Source organism: Bifidobacterium sp. UTBIF-78, assembly GCF_006408945.1.
Taxonomy (GTDB): Bacteria; Actinomycetota; Actinomycetes; order Actinomycetales; family Bifidobacteriaceae; genus Bifidobacterium; species Bifidobacterium myosotis.
Map to the genome: position 1 here is coordinate 18175 of NZ_JFAO01000006.1, position 20455 is coordinate 38629.

Sequence of the window (20455 nt, forward strand, 5' to 3'; positions counted from 1 at the left end):
TTCGTCTCCTCAATCATGTCTTCGTCCGTGGTCAGCATTCGTTCTCGATGAAATCCGTGACGATGCGCGTCATCATCGTGTTGCAGCCAACGAACCGTTTCGGCTCGAACGTGTCCGCCCGCTCGATGGCTTGTTTCAGGGATTCCTTGTCAGTGGCGTACAACATGTAGCCTTGGTCGGCGAACATCGAGGTGATTTCGGTCTGGTGGTCGTCCAGATGTTCCCGATACCGTGCCAGCCGTGGGAAGGCGATGACCTTCTTGCCCTTGCGCAACGCGGAGATCAGCGACGACACGCCGCCGTGGGAGATGATGAGGTCGGCCTCGTCGATGGTCCGCTCGAAGGTGACGCCGTCCACGAAGTCGAAGCTGTGGTAGCGCGTCGGCACGTACTTCGCGTGGCCGCGCTGAGCCACGAGCTCGCCGCCGTCCAGCACGCCTTCAGCGACCAGCTCGTCTAGAATCCGCAGCGGACGGCTGAAGTCGAATTCGACGACGCCGCCCACGATCATGAATACCGTCGTCAATAGACCCACCCCGCATATCTGGCGTTCGGATAGCAGCGGAGCTGTTCCTCCCACTGCACGAGGAACAGGTCGGCGAACCTGCTCAAGATGCGGCCGGTCTGGCTGGTCGTGTGAACGCGGGCGATGCTTTCGATGAAGATTACCTTGCCGCCGAACAGCTTGACGTACAGGCATATCGGCAACGCCACCACGGCGCCGGTAGTCACCACGACGGTCGGCCGCTCCTTGAGGAACACCGGGATCTGTTCGAGGAAGATGCCGGCGAGCGTGACCAGTTTGGTCAGTTTGGTGCTGCGGTCGATGTCATGGATGAAATGCTTGTGGCCTTCGAGGTGTTCGGTCCATTTGGTGCGTGGGGTCATCAGGAAGTAGTCATACCGTTCGCGCAGCACTCCGAGCTGCATAAGCTCCTCGATATGGCCGCCGGAGGAGGCAACGAGACAGAGCCTCCTGCGCTTTCCGCCCCTAGAAGCTGCGCTCATACTTCACCCCCGCGAACCGGGCCTTGACGAACGAGGCTATCTTGCGGGGCCAGTCGATCCGGCCCATGTACACGACCGGCACCTCGGCGCAGCTGAGGTTATGGTGGCGGATCCACACGTCGAGCATGAACTCGCTCACGCGACCGAACATGCGCGCGTGGAACGCGTCGTACTTGGAGATGTCGATACGGCGCTCCAGCTCGAACAGCACGTCGAACAGCCACTCGCAGTACTCCCGCGCCTGATCGTCACGCATGACGAACATGTTGAACATATGCGCCGAACGACGCCTCATCACCGCGTCCCAGTCGGCCACGTACTGCGGGTACAGATCCCGGAGCACCGCCCTCGTCTCTTCGAGGTCGGAGGCGTTGTGCGTGTGAGCGTAGTGCGAGGCGATGGTCTCAATCACATAGTGCTGTCTGCGCGGAACGATGACGTCATGGCGGTCCAGCAACCGCAGCACGTCCCGTTCGTCCAGCAGTAGGTCGTATTTGTCCTTGCTTCCCCGGCCGCCGAACGACGGCAGCAGCACGGGGAGAATAGACGGCCGGCCGAAATACCGACGGTAGTGGACCAGACCCCAGTATTTGGAGTCGAGGTTCCGGTATGCCCAGTACAGGCCGGTCAGCTCACAGAAACGGGGGTTTCTCGACGAGATGTGCTCGCCATCGTCGTCCCGTTGATAGCCCAAATCGGCCTTGCCGGCCGCGCCGACCTGCACAGGCAGGTAGAGATCGGACTGCGGCATGCGGTATCGCTTGTGCGTGGCGACGACGAGGGTCGTCTTACGGGGGGGTGCGTTCATGGTCATCTGTGAATCGTGTAGGTGCGTTTCGGGAATGGGCGCCGGGCGTCAGTCGTTAGCGCGGAGGGACGGGGTGGAAGCCCCGGGCTTTAGGCCCCTACCGGCTTTGTGCACACCACCGGAGGAACCGTTCCTGTCCTTGGAAGAATCGCCGTAGTAGTAATAGCCGGTCTTTTGCATGTTGTCATTCTCGGCATAGTCGATGGCGATGCCCACCGGTTTGACGTCAAGGGTGTCGAGCTCCTGCACCGTCTTCCGGAGCAGCCTCTTCTCGGCCACGCCGAGGCCCACGACGAACATGAGCTGCGGCCCCTCCTTGGCGAACACCACGGCGTCGTTGGAAACGCGCATCGGGGCGGTGTCGACGATTACATAGTCATAGGCCTCGGAAACCTGATCGATCAGGGCCTTCATCGCATGGGAGTTGAGCAGAATGCTCGGGTTGATGCGCTGGGCGCCCGCGGGCAGCACATGAAAGTTTTGCTTCCAGTACTTCTGGATGGCCTCCTGAGAGGAGACCTCATTGGTAATCAGGTGGGTCAGTCCCACCGTATCCTCGAGGTCGAGCTGCTTGCCCACAGAGGGGTTACGCACGTCGGCGTCGATGAGCAGCACCTTGGAACCGGACTCGGCGAAGGCGGTCGCCATGTTGACCGAGATCGTGGTCTTGCCCTCGGACGGACCGGCCGACGTCACCACGATTACATTAGAACATGGCGTACCTGGCAGGATGAACGACAGGTTCGTGCGCAGACGCCGCACCTCCTCCGCCTCACGGGAAGCGGGCTTGGAGATGACCGCCGGCGCCTTGCCGTGGTACAGGTCATTGCGGCGGATCGACCCCAAGATGGGCGCGTCGACGAGCGCAGTGACATCGGATTCATGACGGATGCGCGTGTCGAGCGAATCCTTGATGACGGCAGCTATCAAGCCAAACACCACGCCGACGAGGACGCCGATCGCGAGGTTCATCTTCACGTTCGGCGAGCTGGGCGAGGCGGGCACATAAGCCTGCTGGACGACGGTGAGGTTGACCGGGGAGACGATCTTATCGCCCTCGTCGCTGTAGAGCGTTGAAGTGACCTGCTTCTTGAGGCTTTCCGCCACGGCGTTGGCGATGGTGGAGGCGGTCTTCGGGTCGGCGTTCTCGACGGAAATGTCGACGAGCATTGTATCGCTCGGATTGGAGGCGGTCACCGTGGCGGCGAGCTCCTTGACCGTGGTCTTCAGCCCCAGATCGTCGATCACAGGCTGGAGTACGGATTCGGTCTTCACCAGCTGGGGGTAGGTCTGAATCTGGCTGTTGATGTAACTGGCACCGGAGTTGAGTTCGTTGCCGGCGCTGCCGGTGGTCGAACTAGCCGACGTGCGGTAGGTGGCCAGTAGCTCGGAGGTTGCCGTATACATCGGCGTGCGGGTGAATGTGTACGCGGCAGCCGCGGCACACACCACCACAAGCGTGACAATCGCCGTGATGAAATGCTTCTTCAGCGCGCCCAGCACGTCGATAGTGATGACATCATTCTGGATCTGGTCCGTTTCGCTTGCCAAACAATGCTCGCTTTCTGCAGATTCGTATCTGTTCTACTGTAATCGGAAGGGGGTACCCCCATCGCGGAAGAGTGTCTGTCGTCCGGTGCCTCCCGCGCGCACGGTCCGCCACCTTTGGCGGTCAATCCGTCTGCGGTGTCTGGCGCACGGTCAGCGGCGTGTCCCCGGCCGATGCGCTGGCCAGCACATGGACAGTGACAGTAAACCGCTCCCCCGGTTCCAATGTCACGGTTTTGGCACCCACCGTCAGCCCGTCGTGCGTGGCGATCTGGTCGAAATCCTCGCTCCAGTCCACCAGACGGCCTCCGGCGGGGGCATACACGTATATCACGGTTTCAATCTCGCCGTGACGGGGGTTGCGGTCACTGTCGTAACCTCGCAGCAGATCGGGCGCGGCGGCGATGGACGCGGCATCGGCTGTGTTGGTCAGCGAGATGGTGAGCGTGTACTGGCGTGCCCCGCTGGGGTAGGTCTTCTCGTACTCGCTGGTCACCACGCGGTCCAGATACCAGTCCATTTTGCCCATCGTGCCGTCGTTGAGATAGACGCCGGCCACCGGATTGCCGGGGGCATCGCCTGAAATCAGCACGCCGGAGACCGCCGTGCCATCCAGCCGGTCCTGCTCCGCCTCGTGGGTGCTGTACACGTACAGATGCCCATCATCCGCCGCCTCCCGCACGACCTTCATCAGACTGCGGCCCTTGCCATCGAGATGATGAAGCACGTGGTCGAACACCTGCGCGGCGGCACTCGAGAAGAAGGCATCCTGCTCGTCCTGGGTGGCGCCGGTCAGATAAATGCGGTTGAGCAGCACTTCCGCGGCGTTCTCGGCACTCAGCGTGAGCGTATTCGCGCCACCATCGCCCTGTTCGAGCCCCAGCACCGCCGACGTGATGGTCGAGTCAAGGCTGACCGGGCCGGTAACGGCAAGCAATCTGCCGAGGAACACCGGGTCCACACTGATGACGCCATCCACCTTGCCGTTGCCGGCGCGTTCCCAGATCTCGCTGGCGAGCTCGCCAGTGCGCGTGAAGTCCGGTGTGAAGTTCAGATCCTGATAGTCCGTCGCCATGTTGGTGGAAAACAGGTTGCGCTCATCGGCCGTGAGCACGCCACTGGCCTCTCCGGCGCCGAACACCGCATCCGATGGCGGCGTGGCGAAATCGGTGAGGCGTAAGCGGCCGTTGGTGACTGTCAGGGTGCCCCATGAACTGGCGATGCCGCCCGTGGCCCTGAGCTCGGCGTTGTTCTGCGCCAGTATGAGGTACGTGCGGCTGGCTCCGCCATTACCGCCGCTGCCGCCATTACCGCTGCTGCCGAGGCCCAGCATCGAAGGCGCGACATCCGCCACCCTGCTGGCCATGTCCGTAAGGGCGGAAAGCCTGCCGATCTGCTCCCGGCCCTGCTCGAGGGCGCTGGTCAGTTGCGGGATGGTCGTAGGCCCCACGGTATTGAGTCGCGCGGCGGCATCGACGATCGATTGGTGCGCGGCAGCCAAGTCAGCCGACGAGTCCTCCAGACCGCCCAAGCTGATGACGCCATCCTTGATGCCGATTCGGTCAAGGTCCACGGACCGCAGCATCTTGGTGATTTTCGGGATTCCGTTGTTGGAGACGTCCTCGAGGATGTGGACGGTCTCGCGAATCGCCGTGATATCCGCGCCGTATCGAGGCGTCATGCCGGCGAGCGCCCAGACGGGCTGACTGGTCTGACGATAGGCGGACTGGACATGGTCGGCGAATTCATCAAGGCCATCGGCTGCCTGATCCAGGTCCCCGGACTCGGCAGCGGATTTGACCTGCGAGACGGCCGCCACCGCGGCCTCCACTTCGCCTTTGGCGATCCACGCGGACACGGCGAACCAGCCGGCCAGCGCGCACATCAGCGTCACCATGGCGACAAGAACGCCAAGGATGATGCGGCGACGGCGACGGGCCCGTTTCATACGCGCCACGGCCGCACGGCTCATCCGCCTCCGGGCCGGACGGCCGTTTGCGGATTGGGGCAGATCGTCCTCATGAGACCGGTCCGTTCCGTTCCCTCGGGAACCGGATGTCGTGCCGGGCATAGGTTCGACGATTGACGGGGTCGGCGGGGCAGGCGGAGTCGGCGGTTCGAGGGGCTTACCCGGCTCGAGCGACTCAGGCCGAAGCGTGGGACGGTCCATCAGTAGGCCCCCTTGTGGCTCAGCACGGCACCGACCGTGCGGAACATGAGGTGAATATCGCCCATAATCGACCAGTTCTGCACATAGGCGACGTCCAGCGCCTCGCTTTCCTCGGCAGACAGGTCGGAGCGGCCAGACACCTGCCATGGACCGGTGATGCCGGGCTTGACGAGCATGCGCGTGGCATACAGCGTGTTGTAGCGCTCGTATTCCTCCGGCAGCGGCGGACGCGGCCCCACCGTGGACATATCCCCCTTAAAGACATTGAGGAACTGCGGCAGTTCGTCGATGGAGAAACGGCGGATGAACCGGCCTATCGGCGTGATGCGAGGGTCATCCTTCATCTTGAAGATGAACCGGTCGGTCTGGCCGGTCTGTTTGGCCAGTTCTGCCTTGAGCTTGTCCGCATCGGTCACCATCGAACGGAACTTGATCATCTCGAACGGCTTGCCGTTGAGTCCGACGCGGGTTTGTGTGTAGAACACCGGACCGCCATCGGTCAGTTTGATGGCGATCGCCACCGGCAGCGTGATGAACAGCGAGCAGACGATGGCCAACGAGGAGACCACCAGATCGAACATGCGCTTAGCAAACCGCACGGACGGCGTGTACTGGGCAAGTCGCTGGGTGATGATGGTGACGCCCTGAATCGAGCGGATCTGGAATTCGTGGTTCGCGGTGTCCGCGGCGGAGGCCAGCATGGCGATCTCCAGGCCGGAGGACTCCATGCGCACAGAGAAGATGTTGTAGTTGTCGGAATACCGGCGCAACTCGTCCGCGACCAGCACGGTCTGGGCGTTCATATCGACGATGCGATACGCGAGGTCTTGGTCGCGGTACTCGAGCACCGGCAGCGAGTCTCCCCAATTGGCGCTGATCTGCCATTCCAGCATCTCGATATCAGTGTCCGCTTCTATCAGCCCTGTCTCCGGGTTGAACCTAATCGGGCAGACCGCCACCGGCCGGTAGTTGAGCTGTTGGCGACGCCCCAGAAAACGCAGGGTATTGCCGATGCCTTTCGGCGAGCCGACAATCACCGTGCCGTAGGCGAACTGCCCTGCATCGCGGCTGCGCGTAAGGAACATGCGGGAGACGATACGTTCCACTGCGGTGAGCAACCAGCCCGCCACCACCATGAGCGTCAAGGTGCGCAGGGTCATTCGGAAACCGAAGATGTAGTCGAGCGTGCAATGCAGCATCCAGCACAACGCCATGCCCTTGACCAACAGTATGTTCACCTGGTATCCGTCGCCCATGATGTGACGATGGTAGATGCCCACGGTCCTCAGCGACCAGATCCAGCAGCATGCGGAGACGACAAGATAGAGCGTGGTATCCACGGCGAAGCCGAGCCGCGACGAATAGAACTGCATCCCGGCCGTTCGCACGTTGAGAACGGTGGCCTCCGCGATGAGGAACATGGCCGCATCCACCAGCATGAGCGCCAGATTGACGAAGAACCGCCAATACAGCACCTGCGACAACTGCCGATCACGCAGCGTGCGGAATTGTTCGTCGGTGTGGCCGAGGAACAACCGATTATGCAACTGCGATGACCGAGCCAATATCTCCCCCGCGCTTCCGAACGTCGACCATATACCATCGTGTGCGGCGTCTGTGGCGTTCCAAGCGTCGGAGAAGTGTCAGGCGAGAATGTCAGCAACGACACCATTCCCGGCAAGGAAATCAAGGGGAACCGTTCGCATAGGGGTACCCCCGTACCGCGCATAACAGTATACAGAACCCCCTATGACTCACGGGGTGTTCGGTGTCGAAATCGGGGGTCAGCGGCCGGTTCGGCGGACGACGCGCTTCTTCAGTTCGTCGATTTCATGCTCAAGCTGGATGATGTAGCGTACCTGCTGACGGATGAGCTGGTCGCGCACGTCATCCTTCACGGATGGGGCATCCTCGGAGCCGTCGCTCGCGGAGGAGGCTACGGTCGAATCCGCATTCGCGGCACCGACGCCTGATGCACCGGCACCGGCGTCATCGTGACGCACCGCAGTCGTATCCCTCCCCGGCGCACGGTCTTCGGAAACGGAACCGGCCTCTGCCAAGCCTTCGTCGAAAACACGCCCCCCGACCGACCCTTGACCGGCGAAAATCTCGGATGCGGACTCCCGCCAGCGGGAGAAGCACCGTTCAATGCGCTTGTACCCGATGAGCTCCGGTGGCAGACCGGCCTTGCGGAACAGATCCACAGGACTGCCGCCCCGGTAGTAACTGGTCAGACAGCTGCGCTTGAACTCGTCGGTGTAGGTGATACGCACGGCCGAAGCGGCGGCCACGGCCGGCAGACTCTCAAGATAGGCAATCTGCTCTTTGGTAAACGGAACCTTGCTGCTCATGGTGTGACGTCGTCTCCCCAAGACATGTACCGCAGGCGTGCGCACCCCACGGACGGCTTGCGGTCGCACGTTACGTTCCGTCATCATCAGGGGTCGCCTTTATGTTCCAATCAGTGTTCAATACCACGAGGAAGACCGGGTGCACACCTCAAAACCACAACAACACCGTCACTACCTCGCTATGGAATTGTACATGTTAGCGTTCACAGCACCTAGGGGAGACATGGAATTTTCACAATACGAGTCCCATTCAGCTCGCATATCGGACGCTATGGCGCACCTCCGGCATTTTCGCCGGACGGATTGCCGAGCCGCCGGGCGCTTAGTTAGTCGGTCGGTCAGCCAGCCAGCCGGTCAGTCTCAGCCAGCCGGTCAACCGGCCAGTCAGCGGACGGACCGGCGACGGCGCAACCGATCGCGCAGCGCACGCAGCGAAACAGTGTCTCGAGCGCGGCCTGCACCGTCTCCCTTAACCCCGAGCGCCACGAGCAGCACCATGACCACGCAGATGCCGGCGGAGATGCGCAACGCCCACTGGATACCGAAGATGGAAGCCGCCACGGTGGATGCGCCGGAGGCCTTGCGCCATGCCTCGAACGTCTCCATGAGAATCACCAGCACCGGTGCGCCCACCGCACCCGCGATCTGACGGGCCGTATTCGTCACCGACGACCCGGCCGACACCTCGTCGGGGCCGTTGAGGCAGTTGAGCGACCATGTGGTGATTGGCATCAGCAGGAATCCCATCCCGATCTGACGTACGAACTGGCAGATCGACACCCACCAAATCCAGGTGTCCATCGACACCAGAGACATGCCCACCGTGCCGACGGCGAGCACCGTCGATCCGAACAGCGCCACCGGCCGAGCGCCGAACCGGTCCATCGCGCGTCCGCCGAAGAACTGGGAGATGCACATGCCGATTGCGCCGGGTAGCATGATCAGACCGCTCATCGTGGCCGAATAGCCGCGGTCGGTCTGGATATAGAGCGGCATGATCACCAGAATCGAGCTGAACGCGAAGAACGCGAGCGATGCGACGATGGTGCCGATGGTGAACGACCGGTTCGCCAGCACGGTGAGATCGAGCAGCGGCGGCTGCGGGCGATCGGCGGCGCGAGGTTCCGACGACGTCTTCTTCGCGGCGTTTGTCGTGGCCTCAGCGGTCACCACAGACGACGGGGATTGCCCCGACTGCGATGCCGTGTGCGGCTTCTCCCCCGATTCCGATTGCACCTGCTCCTCCGCCTCGCGGTATCGGCGGCCGGCCCGCAGATTGCGCGCCACGAACCAGACGATGCCCACCAGACCAACGGCCATCGGGGCCCATGTGATCGGCGCGATAAACCCATAGGTCTCGGAATTGGTGAAGCCGAACATCAGTCCGCCGAAGCCGAACACCGAAAGCATCACCGAGAAGAAGTCAGCCTGGACGGTCGGATCGTGCGAGCCGAAATTATGCAGGCCGAACATGGCGGCCAGCAGTGAGAACACACCAATGACCGTCATGGTGAGGAATATGGAACGCCAGCCGTTCGCATCGGTCTGCAAACCACCCAGCGTCGGACCAATGGCGGGGGCCACGCTCATGGCCATGCCGACGGTGCCCATGGCGAATCCACGGCGGGCCAACGGGTATATCGAAAAGACGGTGATCTGTAATACCGGCCACATGACGCCTGTGCCGACGGCCTGCAGTACGCGACCGGCGAGCACCCACACGAAGTTCGGGCCGATCCAGGCCAGCACCGACCCGAGTGTGAACACCACCATCGAGCAGATCACGATCTGGCGCGTGGAGAAACGGCGGGTCAGGAAGGCCGTCAACGGCACCATCACACCCATGACCAGCTGGAACACGGAGGTCAACCACTGGCCGGTGGTCACCGAAATGCCGAATTCCGAGACAATGGCCGGTAATGCGGAGCTCAGCTGGAGCTGTGCGAAGTTGCCAACGAACGTGATGAACGTCAGAATGGCGATCGACACGAACGCCGCGTGGCTGAGCTTGCCATCCACATACGATTCCTCGCGGCTCAACACTCGTTGCAGTTCGCCGCGCCGGTTGCCCATATTTCCCTTGCCGTTCGCAAATTTCACTCGTACACGCTATACCCAGCTCTACCCATCTTCGGCCATTCAGAGGCGCGGACGACGCGAATCATCACGCCTTGCCGAGCACGGTGAGGACCACGAGCAGCACGTTGAGGGCGATGATGAGCACGGCCACGGCGATGAACAGCGCATGCTTGACCGGACCGTCCACCCACTTGCCCATCAAGGCCTTGTCATGCGTATAGCGCATGAGCGGGATGATGGCGAACGGGATGCCGATGGACAGAATCACCTGACCGATCACCAGCGCCTCGGTGGGGTTCGGGGCGAACCACAGCACGATCAGACCGGGCACCAACGTGACCACGCGGCAGGCCCACATCGGAGCCTTGATCCTGAGCAGGCCGTGCATGATCTCGGAGCCGGCGTAGGTGCCCACCGAGGTGGAGCTCAGCGACGAGGCCAGCAATCCGATGGAGAAGATCGTACCGATCACCGGCCCCAGCACGGAGACGATGGCATGCTGCGCTCCCTCGATGGAATCGGTGCCCTGCATGCCGTAAAGCGAGTTCGCGGCGAGAATGAGCAGGCACAGGTTCACCGAGCCGGCGAGCAGCAGCGCCCACACCACATCGACCTTGGAGCCGTCGAGCAGACGCTTGGTGGACGGCTTGGCCTGACCGGCAGCGTAGTGGTCATTGACCAGCGTGGAATGCAGGTAGATGGCGTGCGGCATCACCGTAGCGCCGAGCATCGAGGAGGCCATGAGCACCGAATCCGTGGTGGTGAAGTGCGGAATCAGACCGCCCGCCACCTCGGCCGGGTCGGGCGGCGCGATGAACAAGCCCGCGATGAAGCCGAAGGTGATGACCAGCAGCAGCGCAATCACCATCTTCTCAAACAGACGGTGCGTCTTACCGCCTTCGAACAGCAGCAGAACGGTCGAAACCGCACCGATCACGCATCCGCCCACGAACAGCGGCAAATCGAACAGCAGATTCAGTGCTATGGCGCCGCCGATGAGCTCGGCCAGATCGGTGGCGATGGCGATGACCTCAGCTTGGGCGAAGAACATGAAACGTCCGGCGTCCCTCATGCGCTCGCCCAGCAGTTCGGGCAGCGACTTGCCGGTCACTATGCCCAGTTTGGCGGACTGGTATTGGATGAGCACACTCATCGCATTAGCGAGCACCAGCACCCATACCAGCAGGTAACCGTATCGCGCGCCGGATGTGATGTTGGCGGCCACATTGCCCGGGTCCACGTACGCGACGGCGGCCACGAACGCCGGCCCCAGAATGCCGGCGAGCGCATGCCCGTGATGGGCCTTGCCGGCAGCCGACCGGCCTGATTGACCACGCGCGGCCCGCCGCTCCTTGTCGATCTCCGCTTCGGCACGGTCCCGGTTGGCCACCGCCTCCGCATCCAGCACGTTGATGTCGGGGTGTTCGGCGCCGAGACGGGCGATGTCCGGATGGATGGCGCGCCGCTTATCGATGGTGTGCATACGTCCATAGCCGCGTCCGTGCGTACGTCCATTGGTGATGGTCGGGTCGTTGGTCTTGCCTGGCTGCCGCACCCGCTGCGACGGCAACGCAGGATGCCCGTCGTTCGTCGATTCCGATTGGGCCGGCGATTCCCGGACCGGACCGCCCGTCGCCGTGCCATTGCTGCCGCCGTTGCCGATATCGGCGGTATCGCTGTTGTCTATGCTGCTGTTATCGTCCTGAGTCTCGCCTATTTCGCTCATGTTCGCGTTCACCTCTCCTGTACGCATTGCTTTCATACCGCGCCCCGTTATAGCGCAGGCATGTTTCATGCGTCAATAATGCGAGCGGGCGCGATATGTGAGATGCGTAACGTGACGCTCCGTATGCCGCGCAGCAGGCCCCGGGATGCCCCGGCCCGTCACGGACCGAAACGGGTCGAAACGGCCCACCGCGAACTCACGTCAGCTGTTCGTGCACGGAGGCGTTGACCCACTGGTGCTGCTCGACGTTATAGCCGGAGAAGATGCCGATATCGAGCATGCAGTCACGGTAATCACGGCCGTGGGCGATGGTGATGTAGTTGTCATCCACCAGACGGTCATGCGTCGGGTCGAGCCCGATCCAGCGGCCATCCTGATACACCTCGACCCATGCGTGGGTGGCGCCCTCGCCGCCCAGCAGACCGGCGATGTACCGCGCGGTCAGCCCCACATGACGGCAGACGGACAGCATCACATGCGCGTAGTCCTGGCACACGCCCTTGCGCTGCGCGAGCGCCTCCTCGGCGGTGGTGCGGATGGTGGTGGAACCGGGCGTGTAGACGAACGCCCGATACACCTCGTGCATCACCTCGGCGGCCTTCTCGACAGGCGTGGCATTGGACGGCAGTCCGGCCATACGCTCACGGCACGTCGCTATCATGGCCTCCACGCAGGGGCCGGGGATGGTCAGCGCCGAGTTGAATCGGTAGAGCGGCTTGTAGATCTCGGTTTTGATGTGCTCATTGTCCACGAAGGCGATGCCGGTCACCGAGTACTTGAACACGTCATGGGGCTCGGGGATGAACCCGGTCATCACCACGGAATCGAAGGAATCGATGGTGGTCTCGAGTTCGGTCTCCGGCGTGAGCTTGACTTCCACGTCAATCACCTGCTGGCGCGGACCGGTGGCGGGGATGCAACGCAGCTGGAACCGATGGTCGGTGACCGGAGAACTGAAGGAAAGCTTCATCTCATAGTCGAACACGAGTTTTTTCAACGTATCTCCTGCGGGAATCAAACAACACAGCCTAGTGGGCACGAAACACCAACCATCACATCAAGCCGTGTTTCGTGCTACCACCTTAGCATTTCCGTCCGTCAGGGGCGCTTGGCATCCATATTCATCGCGCTCAGCGAGCCCATGTCCTTGATGGCCAAGGCACTGACACGCCCGGAATAGTCGTCGAGGTACTGCTGCAACAAATCCGCCACGTTCTGATATCCGCGTGCGGGCAGCTGGCCGACCAGCCAGCTCAGGCCGTCGGCGAAGCAGCTCGGCAGCGGCATGCCGTCCAGCACCATCGAATAGGAGGCGAGCTTACGCAACGGGGCTTCCATCTCCTCCATGGACAGGCCGAAGCGCGTGTACAGGTCGATGCGCTCCAGATACTTGCCGATGAACACGAATGCCTTGAGTGTGGGGTCCACTGGGGAATTCTCGATGCCGCCCCAGAAGGCGAGCAAATCGTCCGCGATGTCGCGATGGTTGTACAAGCTCTCCGCGGGGTCGGCCTTCTTGGCGGCATCGGTGATGTTGGTCATCGCCAGCTCCACGTACTGCAGCAGACGGGAGCTCAGTTCCGGACGCAGGATCACGGCGTTGTTGAACGCGGCGGTCACGGCCGAGCGCACGGAATCCGGATTACTGCCGTCGTACAGGAAGTTCTTAACGAACTCGTCGAAGTCCTCGAAGTCCTCCGGTAGATCAAGGGCGTGCGCGAACGGGCGGAAGGCGTCCACGTCGGTGTCCATCACACGGTCGTAGAACGGGAAGAACTGGTTGAGCGTGGTGAACGCACGCTCGGTGTACCGTCCGAGCCAGTACAGGTTGTCGGCCTTCGACGCCGTGACCAGCGAGAGCGAATGACGGCGGGATTGGCTCAGCAGGTTCACCACCTGCGCATTCGCGTCGAGCTCATGTTCCACACCGGATTCGGAGGCGAGCACCCACGTATCCTTGAATCCGCCGCCCTGCGAGGAGTTCACGATCATCTGGCCGGGCACGGACGAATACCGGGTCAGTCCGGAATACCAGACGTGCGTGTTCTTGCCGGTCACGACGAACGCGCGCAGATCGCACTTGCGCGGAGACATCTCCCCGGTCTTCGGATCGAACACATCGATATCGCGGAACTGGATGACCTCCTGGGCGATGAACCGGCGCGGCTCCTCCTTGATACGGTCGGCCAGCTCCTCTCGGGCCGCGGCGTCCAGCGACGAGCCGAACACCACGCCGTAGCCGCCGGCCTCGGCCACATCCTTGATCACCAGCTCACCCATTCGATCGAGAACCTCCTTGCGGTCGGCCTCGAACATTGGCATGTAGGTCGGCGCGTTGTGCAGGATGGGCTCCTCGCCGAGATAGTACTTGATCATCTGCGGCACGAAGTAGTAGATGGCCTTGTCGTCGGCCGCGCCGTTGCCGGGCGCGTTGACGATCGCCACATTGCCGGCGCGATAGGCGGACAGGATGCCCGGTACGCCGATCACCGAATCGGGGTTGAAGGCGAACGGATCGAGGTACTCGTCGGACAGACGACGATAGACCACGCCCACACGATGCCGCTTGCCGGCGTAGTCGAGGAAGTACACCTTGTTGTCCACCACCTCGAGGTCCTCGGGGAAGGCGAGCGCCGCGCCGGTCTTCTCGGCCAGATAGGCGTGTTCGAAGAACGCGGAATTGTAGCGGCCGGGAGTTAGCACCACGGCGATGCCCTCGGTGGAGACGAAGTCCATGGCCTTGCGTAGCAGTCGGGGGTATTCGCGATTGTCGCGGATGCGCACGTCGCGGAACAGTCGCGGTGAGATGCGGCGCTCGATGTCGCGCACGAACAGCGGATAGCTGGCGCCGGAGGGGATGCGCAGGTTGTCTTCGAGCACCCACCAGCGACCGTCCTCGCCCTGGACGAGATCCTCGCCGGCGATGTGCGCGAAGATGCCGCCGGGAGGGGTCACGCCGTTGACCTGCGGGAAGTAGCCGGCGGAGGTGTATACATATTCCTCGGGAATCACACCGTCATGGATGACGGCCTTGTCCGAGTAGATGTCCTTGAGATAGGCATTGAGGGCGTTGACGCGCTGCTTGAGTCCCTTCTCCAGCTCGTCGAACTCGTCCGATTCGATGATGCGCGGCACCGGATCGTACGGGAAGAGCCGGTCATGATATTCGCCGTTCTTGTAAATGCCGAACCGCACGCCGTTGCGGGACAGCTCGCGGTTAATCGCCTCGCGGCGGTTCACCAGATCGTGGGCCAGTTTGTGTGCCGCGGATTCGATCATCGTACCTGCTCCTTGCTGTAGCGACCGGAACGGATTTGGCGCACGCTCGCGCCGTCCACCGTGACCGGCTGTGATGACTTCAACCTAGAACCGCTCGGTTTCGTCAAATGTGCGGGCGTGTTACGGGCAGGTCACTTGTGCGGGGTCAGCACCGGGATGGGACGAGCGCGACGGGTGCGGGCGAGACTGAGCCAATGGCTTTGTTCGCATTCGTTGGTTGCGTATTATTTTCGGGTCGTCGCAATTGCCCCTCTCTCGCCTCTGGCGTCCTACGTGTGTCCTACGTGGTGTCCTACGCCAGAAGTTCGTTGATCATGTTTTGGCTCCGCTTGTCAGAACGCTGCCGTGAAACAAACAACGAAGATGTTTGTAGGCATCGTGCGAGCCGACAGGCGAGCCAAACAGCTGCGCGCGTAGCGAGTCCGAAATTGCAGGACGAGCTAGCACGCGAAGCGGGACTAGGGGGTAGTCAATTCGTCAACACATTTCTGACGAGAACCACTGTCGTCGCCCGTTAGGATGGATGATTATGACACGACTTCGGCTTGATTTGGCATATGACGGCGGCGGATTCTATGGTTGGGCGCGCCAGCCCGACCTGCGCACCGTACAAGGCACCATCGAGGATGCGTTGCACAAGGTGTTGCGCGTGCCGTTCGATGACGCCGATGAACCGTTGCGGCTCACGGTGGCCGGCCGCACAGACACCGGCGTGCACGCCTCGCATCAGGTGGCGCATCTGGATGTGTCCGACGAGGTGCTGGCCCGTTGCGTGGGCCATATGGAGGTGCCATCCACCGAGGCGCTGGCCCGTCGTCTCAAGGCGGTACTGCCTTCGGATATCGTGATTCACCGGGTCTCGGTGGCCCCGGAAGGCTTTGACGCCCGTTTTTCGGCGCTGGAACGCACGTATGTTTATCGGGTGGCCGACCAATCCAGTGAAGTGGACCCGCGATTGCGTGGCTGCGTGCTGCGCGTGGATGAGACGTTGGATTTGGACGTGATGAACCAGGCCGCCGCGATGACCATCGGACTTCACGATTTCGGCTCGTTTGCCACCCCGAACCCCGGCGGCACCACGATTCGGGAAGTCAAAACCGCCTACTGGCGTCGGGTGCCGGCAGCGCCTTTGATTCCGAATGCTATCGCCATGGATGAGGCCTATCGGACGCCGACGCTGGAGTCCGGATTGATAACGTTCACAATCGTGGCGGACGCCTTCGCCCGCAATATGGTGCGTTCTCTGGTCGGCTCGTGCATCAAGGTCGGCTCCGGGCGCAAGTCATTGGCATGGTTCGCCGGGAAAATGGCCGAACCGGTGCGGGAAGGGTCGAGCGGACCCATTGCGCCGCAAGGATTGACGCTGGAGCACATCGCCTATCCCGCCGACGACCAGCTCGCCGCCCGCGCCGAGGCCATCCGCGCGGTGCGCACGTTGTAAAAGCCCATACCTCACCTCATTCTCCCCGAAGGCTTATGAAAACGCGAAGAGGGTTGGAACCCAATGGATTCCAACCCTCTGGCTAATTGGTGAAGCGTTCAGTCAGACTGCGCTCACTCGGCCTTCTCAGCCTCAGCCTCGGCGGGAGCCTCAGCGGCGGTCTCCTCAGCCGGAGCCTCAGCAACCGGAGCCTCGGTAGCCTCGGTGTTCTCAGCCTCGGTAGCCTCGGCCGGAGCCTCGTCAGCAACCTTGGTCGCGGCTTCGGCTTCCTTCACCACGGCCTTCTTGGCCACCGGCTCGGTCACGAGCTCGATGATGGCGGCCGGAGCGGCATCGCCGACGCGCGGGGCGATCTTGACGATACGGGTGTAGCCACCCTCACGCTGCTCCATCTGCTCGGCAATCTGGGTGAACAGGACGTGCACCACGGACTTGTTGCGGATGACGCGCATCACGCGACGGCGGGAGTGCAGATCACCGCGCTTGGCGAAGGTGATCAGACGCTCGGCCAGCGGACGAAGGCGCTTGGCCTTCGGCAGCGTGGTGGTGATGCGGCCGTTCTGGAACAGGCTGGTCGCCATGTTTGCCAGCATGAGGCGCTCGTGCGCAGGGCTGGAAGCCAGACGCGGGCCCTTCTTGGGTGTAGGCATGGGTTTACTCCTTATTGTCCGTCACGGCAAGCAGGTGGGCACATGCCCGAACATCCGATTGCCTGTACTACGGACGGTTGGTCAAAAGAGGCAGATCACTCGTCTTCCGGCGAGAAGAACGTGCCACCTTCGAGATTGATGGTATCGAAGGCCATCGGCGAGGACTTGAGGCTCAGACCCAAGGTCTGCAGCTTCTCCTTGACCTCGTCAATCGACTTCATACCGAAATTGCGGATGTCGAGCAGGTCCTGCTCGGTATGGGAGACAAGCTCGCCGATCGTGTGGATGCCCTCGCGCTTGAGGCAGTTGTAGGAACGCTGCGTCAGGTTGAGGTCCTCGATCGGAACCGCCATTTCGGGGTTGGTCTCCTCGGCCACCGGGGCCGGACCGACCTCGACGCCTTCGGCCTGGGTGTTGAGCTCGCGGCACAGGCCGAACAGCTCAACCAGGGTCGAACCGGCGGAAGCCACCGCATCACGCGGGGAGATGGCGGGCTTGGTCTCCACGTCCAGAATGAGCTTGTCGAAGTCCGTGCGCTGCTCCACACGGGTGGCCTCGACCTTGTAGCTCACCTTGAGTACCGGGGAGTAGATGGAATCGACCGGAATACGGCCGATCTCATCGGTGTCCTGCTTGTTCATCTGGGCAGGCACATAGCCGCGGCCACGCTCGACGGTGAACTCGATCTCGAGTTCGCCATCATCGGCGAGGGTAGCGATGTGGTGCTCCGGGTTGGCAATGGTGACGCCGGCCGGCGGGGTGATATCCCCGGCGACGGCTTCGCCCTTGCCGCTCTTGCGCAGGTACATGACCACAGGCTCGTCGTATTCGCTGGTGAGCACGATGCCCTTGGTGTTCAGCAGGATCTCGGTGACATCCTCCTGGACGCCCGGCAGAGTAGTGAACTCGTGCAGGGCACCGGAGATGCGCACGGAGGTCACGGCAGCACCCGGGATGGAACTCAGCAGCGTGCGACGCAGCGAGTTGCCGAGCGTATAGCCGAAGCCAGGCTCAAGCGGCTCAATGATGAAGCGGGAGCGCTGTGGATTCAGAGATTCCTCGGTCAGAGTCGGACGCTGTGCAATAAGCACTGTGGTTATCCTTTCAGCTTGACTCGGTGGTGCACTCACCAGTCAGGCGGTTATGGATGGATGGAATTGCTGAGTGCTCAGACGCGACGACGCTTCGGAGGACGAACGCCGTTGTGGGCTTGCGGGGTGACGTCGGTGATGGAACCGACCTCGAGGCCCGCGGACTGCAGGGAACGGATGGCGGTCTCACGACCGGAACCCGGGCCCTTGACGAAGACGTCGACCTTCTTGAGACCGTGCTCCATAGCCTTGCGGGCGGCGGACTCGGCAGCCATACCAGCAGCGTACGGAGTGGACTTACGGGAGCCCTTGAAACCGACGTCGCCACCGGAGGCCCAGGACACCACAGCGCCGGACGGATCGGTGATCGAGATGATCGTGTTGTTGAAAGTGGACTTGATGTGAGCCTGACCCACCGGAATCGACTTGCGGTCGCGGCGACGGGCGGGCTTACGAGCGGCTTGCTTTGGAGCTGCCATTGACCCTCGTTTCCTATTAACGAACTAAATTGTTGAGTCCGGGCGATGGGATGGTCATCCCGTGGCCCGGAGCATGCCACCTATTACTTGGTGGCCTTCTTCTTTCCGGCGACCGTGCGCTTCGGGCCCTTGCGGGTACGGGCGTTGGTCTTGGTGCGCTGACCGCGCACAGGAAGTCCCTTACGGTGACGCTGGCCTTGGTAGCAGTTGATCTGAATCTTGCGACGAATATCCGCATCGATTTCACGACGCAGATCACCCTCGATCTTGTAGTTGGCCTCGAGGTAGTCACGCAGCGTAATCAGCTGCTCGTCGGTGAGATCCTTGACGCGGATGTCCGGGCTGATACCGGTCGCGGCAAGCGTTTCCTTGGCACGAGTGCGGCCCACACCGAAAATGTAGGTGAGGGCGATCTCGATGCGCTTCTCATTGGGGATGTCGACTCCGGCAAGACGTGCCATTGCGATTCCTTCTTGTTTTCCGTAGGTCTTGCACCCACTCGTCCGGTGACCGGCACGGGCCTACGTACCCGTGGTTCAGTGTCGTTCCCTGACGGGAAGCACTGTGAGGGAGTGCCTGATATCAATGCCGCTGGAGAATCTGCTCTCAGCCCTGACGCTGCTTGTGGCGGGGGTTGGTGCAGATCACCATGACGCGGCCGTGACGACGGATCACGCGGCAGTTTTCGCAGATCCTCTTCACGCTAGGGCTGACCTTCATGGTTATCCTTTTCTTGTGTACCTTTACTTATAACGGTACGTAATACGTCCGCGGTTCAGGTCGTAGGGGCTCATCTCGAGCACGACACGATCCTGCGGAAGGATGCGGATGTAGTTCTTACGCATCTTGCCGGAGATCGTGGCGAGCACGATGTGCTTGTTTTCGAGCTCTACGCGAAACATCGCGTTCGGCAGTGCTTCCACCACCTGACCTTCGACTTCAATCACACCGTCTTTTGCCATGCGCCTCAGTTCCTATCCTTGGACTATTACTAATGACGTGTACGAAGACACACCAACCTATAACTATATACGCAAATGCCCTTGCGCGACACACGGCGTGTCGTACAAGGGCATTGATAATGACTGTGATATCAGGTGCCGGCAAACGGCACCGACGTCAGCTTCGTTCAGCCGAGCTCGGCGATAATGGTCTTGCTGATCTCGTCGATCGCGCCGACACCGTTCACGGCGACCAGCAGGCCGCGGGACTTGTAGGTGTCAAGCAGCGGGGCGGTTTCCTTCTCGTAGGTCTCCAGACGCTTCGCGATGGCCTCCGGGGTGTCGTCGGCACGTCCCTGCTCGGCGGCGCGCTTCTTCATACGCTCGAGCAGCACCTCGCGGCCGGCCTCGAGGGCCACCACATGATCAAGCTTGACGCCCAGCTCGGCCAGCATCTGATCGAGGGCCTCGACCTGGGACGCATTGCGCGGGTAGCCATCGAGAATCCAGCCGTTGGCGCAATCCTCCTTGGCCAGACGGTCCTTGACGATCTTGTTGGTCAGGGAATCCGGAACCAGCTCGCCCTTGTCGGTGTAGCTCATGGCTTCGAGACCGAGCTCGGTCTTGTTCTTGATGTTGTAGCGGAAGATGTCGCCGGTGGAGATGGTCGGGATGCCGTAGTGCTCGGCGAGGAGGGCTGCCTGAGTGCCCTTGCCCACGCCCTGGGGGCCCATAATCAGCAGACGCATATTGTACTCCTTAACGGTTTGTTGGAGAGGGGTTGGGTGCTTCCCCTCAGTCGCTTACGCGACAGCTCCCCTCGGTGAGGAGAGCCATGTGTTTGATTGGCGCCCCTCTCTGAGGGGAGCTGCCGGCGCAGCCGG

At 61.9% G+C, this 20455-nt stretch carries 19 protein-coding genes; 1 reads left to right on the forward strand and 18 read right to left on the reverse strand.

All coding sequences use genetic code 11. The features are described 5' to 3' along the window. Window positions 1-31: 31 nt before the first annotated feature. The 11 genes from BG22_RS01890 to BG22_RS01940 all read right to left on the reverse strand — a co-directional run bounded on the left by BG22_RS01890 (window position 32) and on the right by BG22_RS01940 (window position 14969). Entirely contained in the window at window positions 32-526 is a 495-nt protein-coding gene (locus BG22_RS01890; protein ID WP_140492646.1) for a glycosyltransferase, read from the reverse strand. Continuing rightward, window positions 523-1008 (reverse strand): PssD/Cps14F family polysaccharide biosynthesis glycosyltransferase, encoded by a 486-nt coding sequence (gene pssD, locus BG22_RS01895; protein WP_140492649.1) that lies wholly within the window; start codon window positions 1006-1008, stop codon window positions 523-525. Before pssD ends, BG22_RS01890 begins: the two co-directional genes overlap by 4 nt. Beyond that, window positions 992-1822, reverse strand: coding sequence for a DUF4422 domain-containing protein (locus BG22_RS01900; protein ID WP_219846924.1), 831 nt, complete (start codon window positions 1820-1822; stop codon window positions 992-994). Before BG22_RS01900 ends, pssD begins: the two co-directional genes overlap by 17 nt. Window positions 1823-1864: 42 nt before the next feature. Beyond that, window positions 1865-3367 carry a polysaccharide biosynthesis tyrosine autokinase gene (locus BG22_RS01905; protein ID WP_258186164.1) on the reverse strand — a complete coding sequence of 501 codons (1503 nt, stop codon included), beginning with the start codon at window positions 3365-3367 and terminating at the stop codon, window positions 1865-1867. A 121-nt stretch (window positions 3368-3488) separates the two neighbouring features. After that, window positions 3489-5435: a DUF4012 domain-containing protein gene (locus BG22_RS01910; RefSeq protein ID WP_258186165.1), complete on the reverse strand. Its 1947-nt coding sequence runs from the start codon at window positions 5433-5435 to the stop codon at window positions 3489-3491. A gap of 98 nt (window positions 5436-5533) precedes the next feature. After that, window positions 5534-7099 carry a sugar transferase gene (locus BG22_RS01915; protein ID WP_375137678.1) on the reverse strand — a complete coding sequence of 522 codons (1566 nt, stop codon included), beginning with the start codon at window positions 7097-7099 and terminating at the stop codon, window positions 5534-5536. Between the two features lie 219 nt (window positions 7100-7318). After that, complete coding sequence (locus BG22_RS01920) at window positions 7319-7885, reverse strand: hypothetical protein (RefSeq protein ID WP_140492654.1); 567 nt, start codon at window positions 7883-7885, stop codon at window positions 7319-7321. Window positions 7886-8269: 384 nt separating this feature from the next. After that, the gene (locus BG22_RS01925; protein ID WP_181163338.1) at window positions 8270-9958 is read right to left on the reverse strand and encodes an MDR family MFS transporter; all 1689 of its coding nucleotides are present in this window, start codon (window positions 9956-9958) and stop codon (window positions 8270-8272) included. Window positions 9959-10049: 91 nt separating this feature from the next. Beyond that, window positions 10050-11354, reverse strand: coding sequence for an Nramp family divalent metal transporter (locus BG22_RS01930; protein ID WP_375137680.1), 1305 nt, complete (start codon window positions 11352-11354; stop codon window positions 10050-10052). A 532-nt stretch (window positions 11355-11886) separates the two neighbouring features. Continuing rightward, window positions 11887-12687, reverse strand: a complete 801-nt coding sequence (locus tag BG22_RS01935) for a transglutaminase family protein (protein ID WP_094666748.1) — start codon at window positions 12685-12687, stop codon at window positions 11887-11889. A 101-nt stretch (window positions 12688-12788) separates the two neighbouring features. Beyond that, a complete protein-coding gene (locus BG22_RS01940; protein WP_140492657.1) occupies window positions 12789-14969 on the reverse strand; it encodes a circularly permuted type 2 ATP-grasp protein in 2181 nt (726 codons plus the stop codon). Between the two features lie 529 nt (window positions 14970-15498). On the opposite strand from BG22_RS01940, the gene truA reads away from it, so the two are divergent. Beyond that, a complete protein-coding gene (gene truA / locus BG22_RS01945; protein ID WP_094666746.1) occupies window positions 15499-16410 on the forward strand; it encodes a tRNA pseudouridine(38-40) synthase TruA in 912 nt (303 codons plus the stop codon). 113 nt (window positions 16411-16523) lie between these two features. Here the strand turns inward: truA and rplQ are convergent, their stop codons facing one another. From rplQ to BG22_RS01980, 7 genes are all read right to left on the reverse strand, one after another. Continuing rightward, on the reverse strand, window positions 16524-17060 hold the full coding sequence (rplQ, locus tag BG22_RS01950) for a 50S ribosomal protein L17 (RefSeq protein ID WP_094666745.1): 537 nt from the start codon (window positions 17058-17060) through the stop codon (window positions 16524-16526). A gap of 95 nt (window positions 17061-17155) precedes the next feature. Further along, complete coding sequence (locus BG22_RS01955) at window positions 17156-18151, reverse strand: DNA-directed RNA polymerase subunit alpha (RefSeq protein ID WP_094666744.1); 996 nt, start codon at window positions 18149-18151, stop codon at window positions 17156-17158. 77 nt (window positions 18152-18228) lie between these two features. After that, entirely contained in the window at window positions 18229-18630 is a 402-nt protein-coding gene (rpsK, locus tag BG22_RS01960; RefSeq protein ID WP_094666743.1) for a 30S ribosomal protein S11, read from the reverse strand. Window positions 18631-18713: 83 nt separating this feature from the next. Next, window positions 18714-19091, reverse strand: coding sequence for a 30S ribosomal protein S13 (rpsM, locus tag BG22_RS01965; RefSeq protein ID WP_012578466.1), 378 nt, complete (start codon window positions 19089-19091; stop codon window positions 18714-18716). 145 nt (window positions 19092-19236) lie between these two features. Beyond that, window positions 19237-19350, reverse strand: coding sequence for a 50S ribosomal protein L36 (rpmJ, locus tag BG22_RS01970; RefSeq protein WP_003814578.1), 114 nt, complete (start codon window positions 19348-19350; stop codon window positions 19237-19239). 23 nt (window positions 19351-19373) lie between these two features. Beyond that, complete coding sequence (gene infA, locus BG22_RS01975) at window positions 19374-19592, reverse strand: translation initiation factor IF-1 (RefSeq protein ID WP_003808114.1); 219 nt, start codon at window positions 19590-19592, stop codon at window positions 19374-19376. A gap of 167 nt (window positions 19593-19759) precedes the next feature. Further along, window positions 19760-20320 (reverse strand): adenylate kinase, encoded by a 561-nt coding sequence (locus BG22_RS01980; protein ID WP_094666742.1) that lies wholly within the window; start codon window positions 20318-20320, stop codon window positions 19760-19762. Window positions 20321-20455 lie beyond the last annotated feature (135 nt).

Coding starts and splice junctions, on each gene's coding strand:
- pssD (WP_140492649.1), bottom strand. CDS start 1,008: ATGAGCGCAGCTTCTAGGGGCGGAAAGCGCAGGAGGCTCTGTCTCGTT.
- BG22_RS01900 (WP_219846924.1), bottom strand. CDS start 1,822: ATGACCATGAACGCACCCCCCCGTAAGACGACCCTCGTCGTCGCCACG.
- BG22_RS01910 (WP_258186165.1), bottom strand. CDS start 5,435: ATGCCCGGCACGACATCCGGTTCCCGAGGGAACGGAACGGACCGGTCT.
- BG22_RS01920 (WP_140492654.1), bottom strand. CDS start 7,885: ATGAGCAGCAAGGTTCCGTTTACCAAAGAGCAGATTGCCTATCTTGAG.
- BG22_RS01925 (WP_181163338.1), bottom strand. CDS start 9,958: ATGGGCAACCGGCGCGGCGAACTGCAACGAGTGTTGAGCCGCGAGGAA.
- BG22_RS01940 (WP_140492657.1), bottom strand. CDS start 14,969: ATGATCGAATCCGCGGCACACAAACTGGCCCACGATCTGGTGAACCGC.
- truA (WP_094666746.1), top strand. CDS start 15,499: ATGACACGACTTCGGCTTGATTTGGCATATGACGGCGGCGGATTCTAT.
- rplQ (WP_094666745.1), bottom strand. CDS start 17,060: ATGCCTACACCCAAGAAGGGCCCGCGTCTGGCTTCCAGCCCTGCGCAC.
- rpsK (WP_094666743.1), bottom strand. CDS start 18,630: ATGGCAGCTCCAAAGCAAGCCGCTCGTAAGCCCGCCCGTCGCCGCGAC.
- rpsM (WP_012578466.1), bottom strand. CDS start 19,091: ATGGCACGTCTTGCCGGAGTCGACATCCCCAATGAGAAGCGCATCGAG.
- rpmJ (WP_003814578.1), bottom strand. CDS start 19,350: ATGAAGGTCAGCCCTAGCGTGAAGAGGATCTGCGAAAACTGCCGCGTG.
- infA (WP_003808114.1), bottom strand. CDS start 19,592: ATGGCAAAAGACGGTGTGATTGAAGTCGAAGGTCAGGTGGTGGAAGCA.
- BG22_RS01980 (WP_094666742.1), bottom strand. CDS start 20,320: ATGCGTCTGCTGATTATGGGCCCCCAGGGCGTGGGCAAGGGCACTCAG.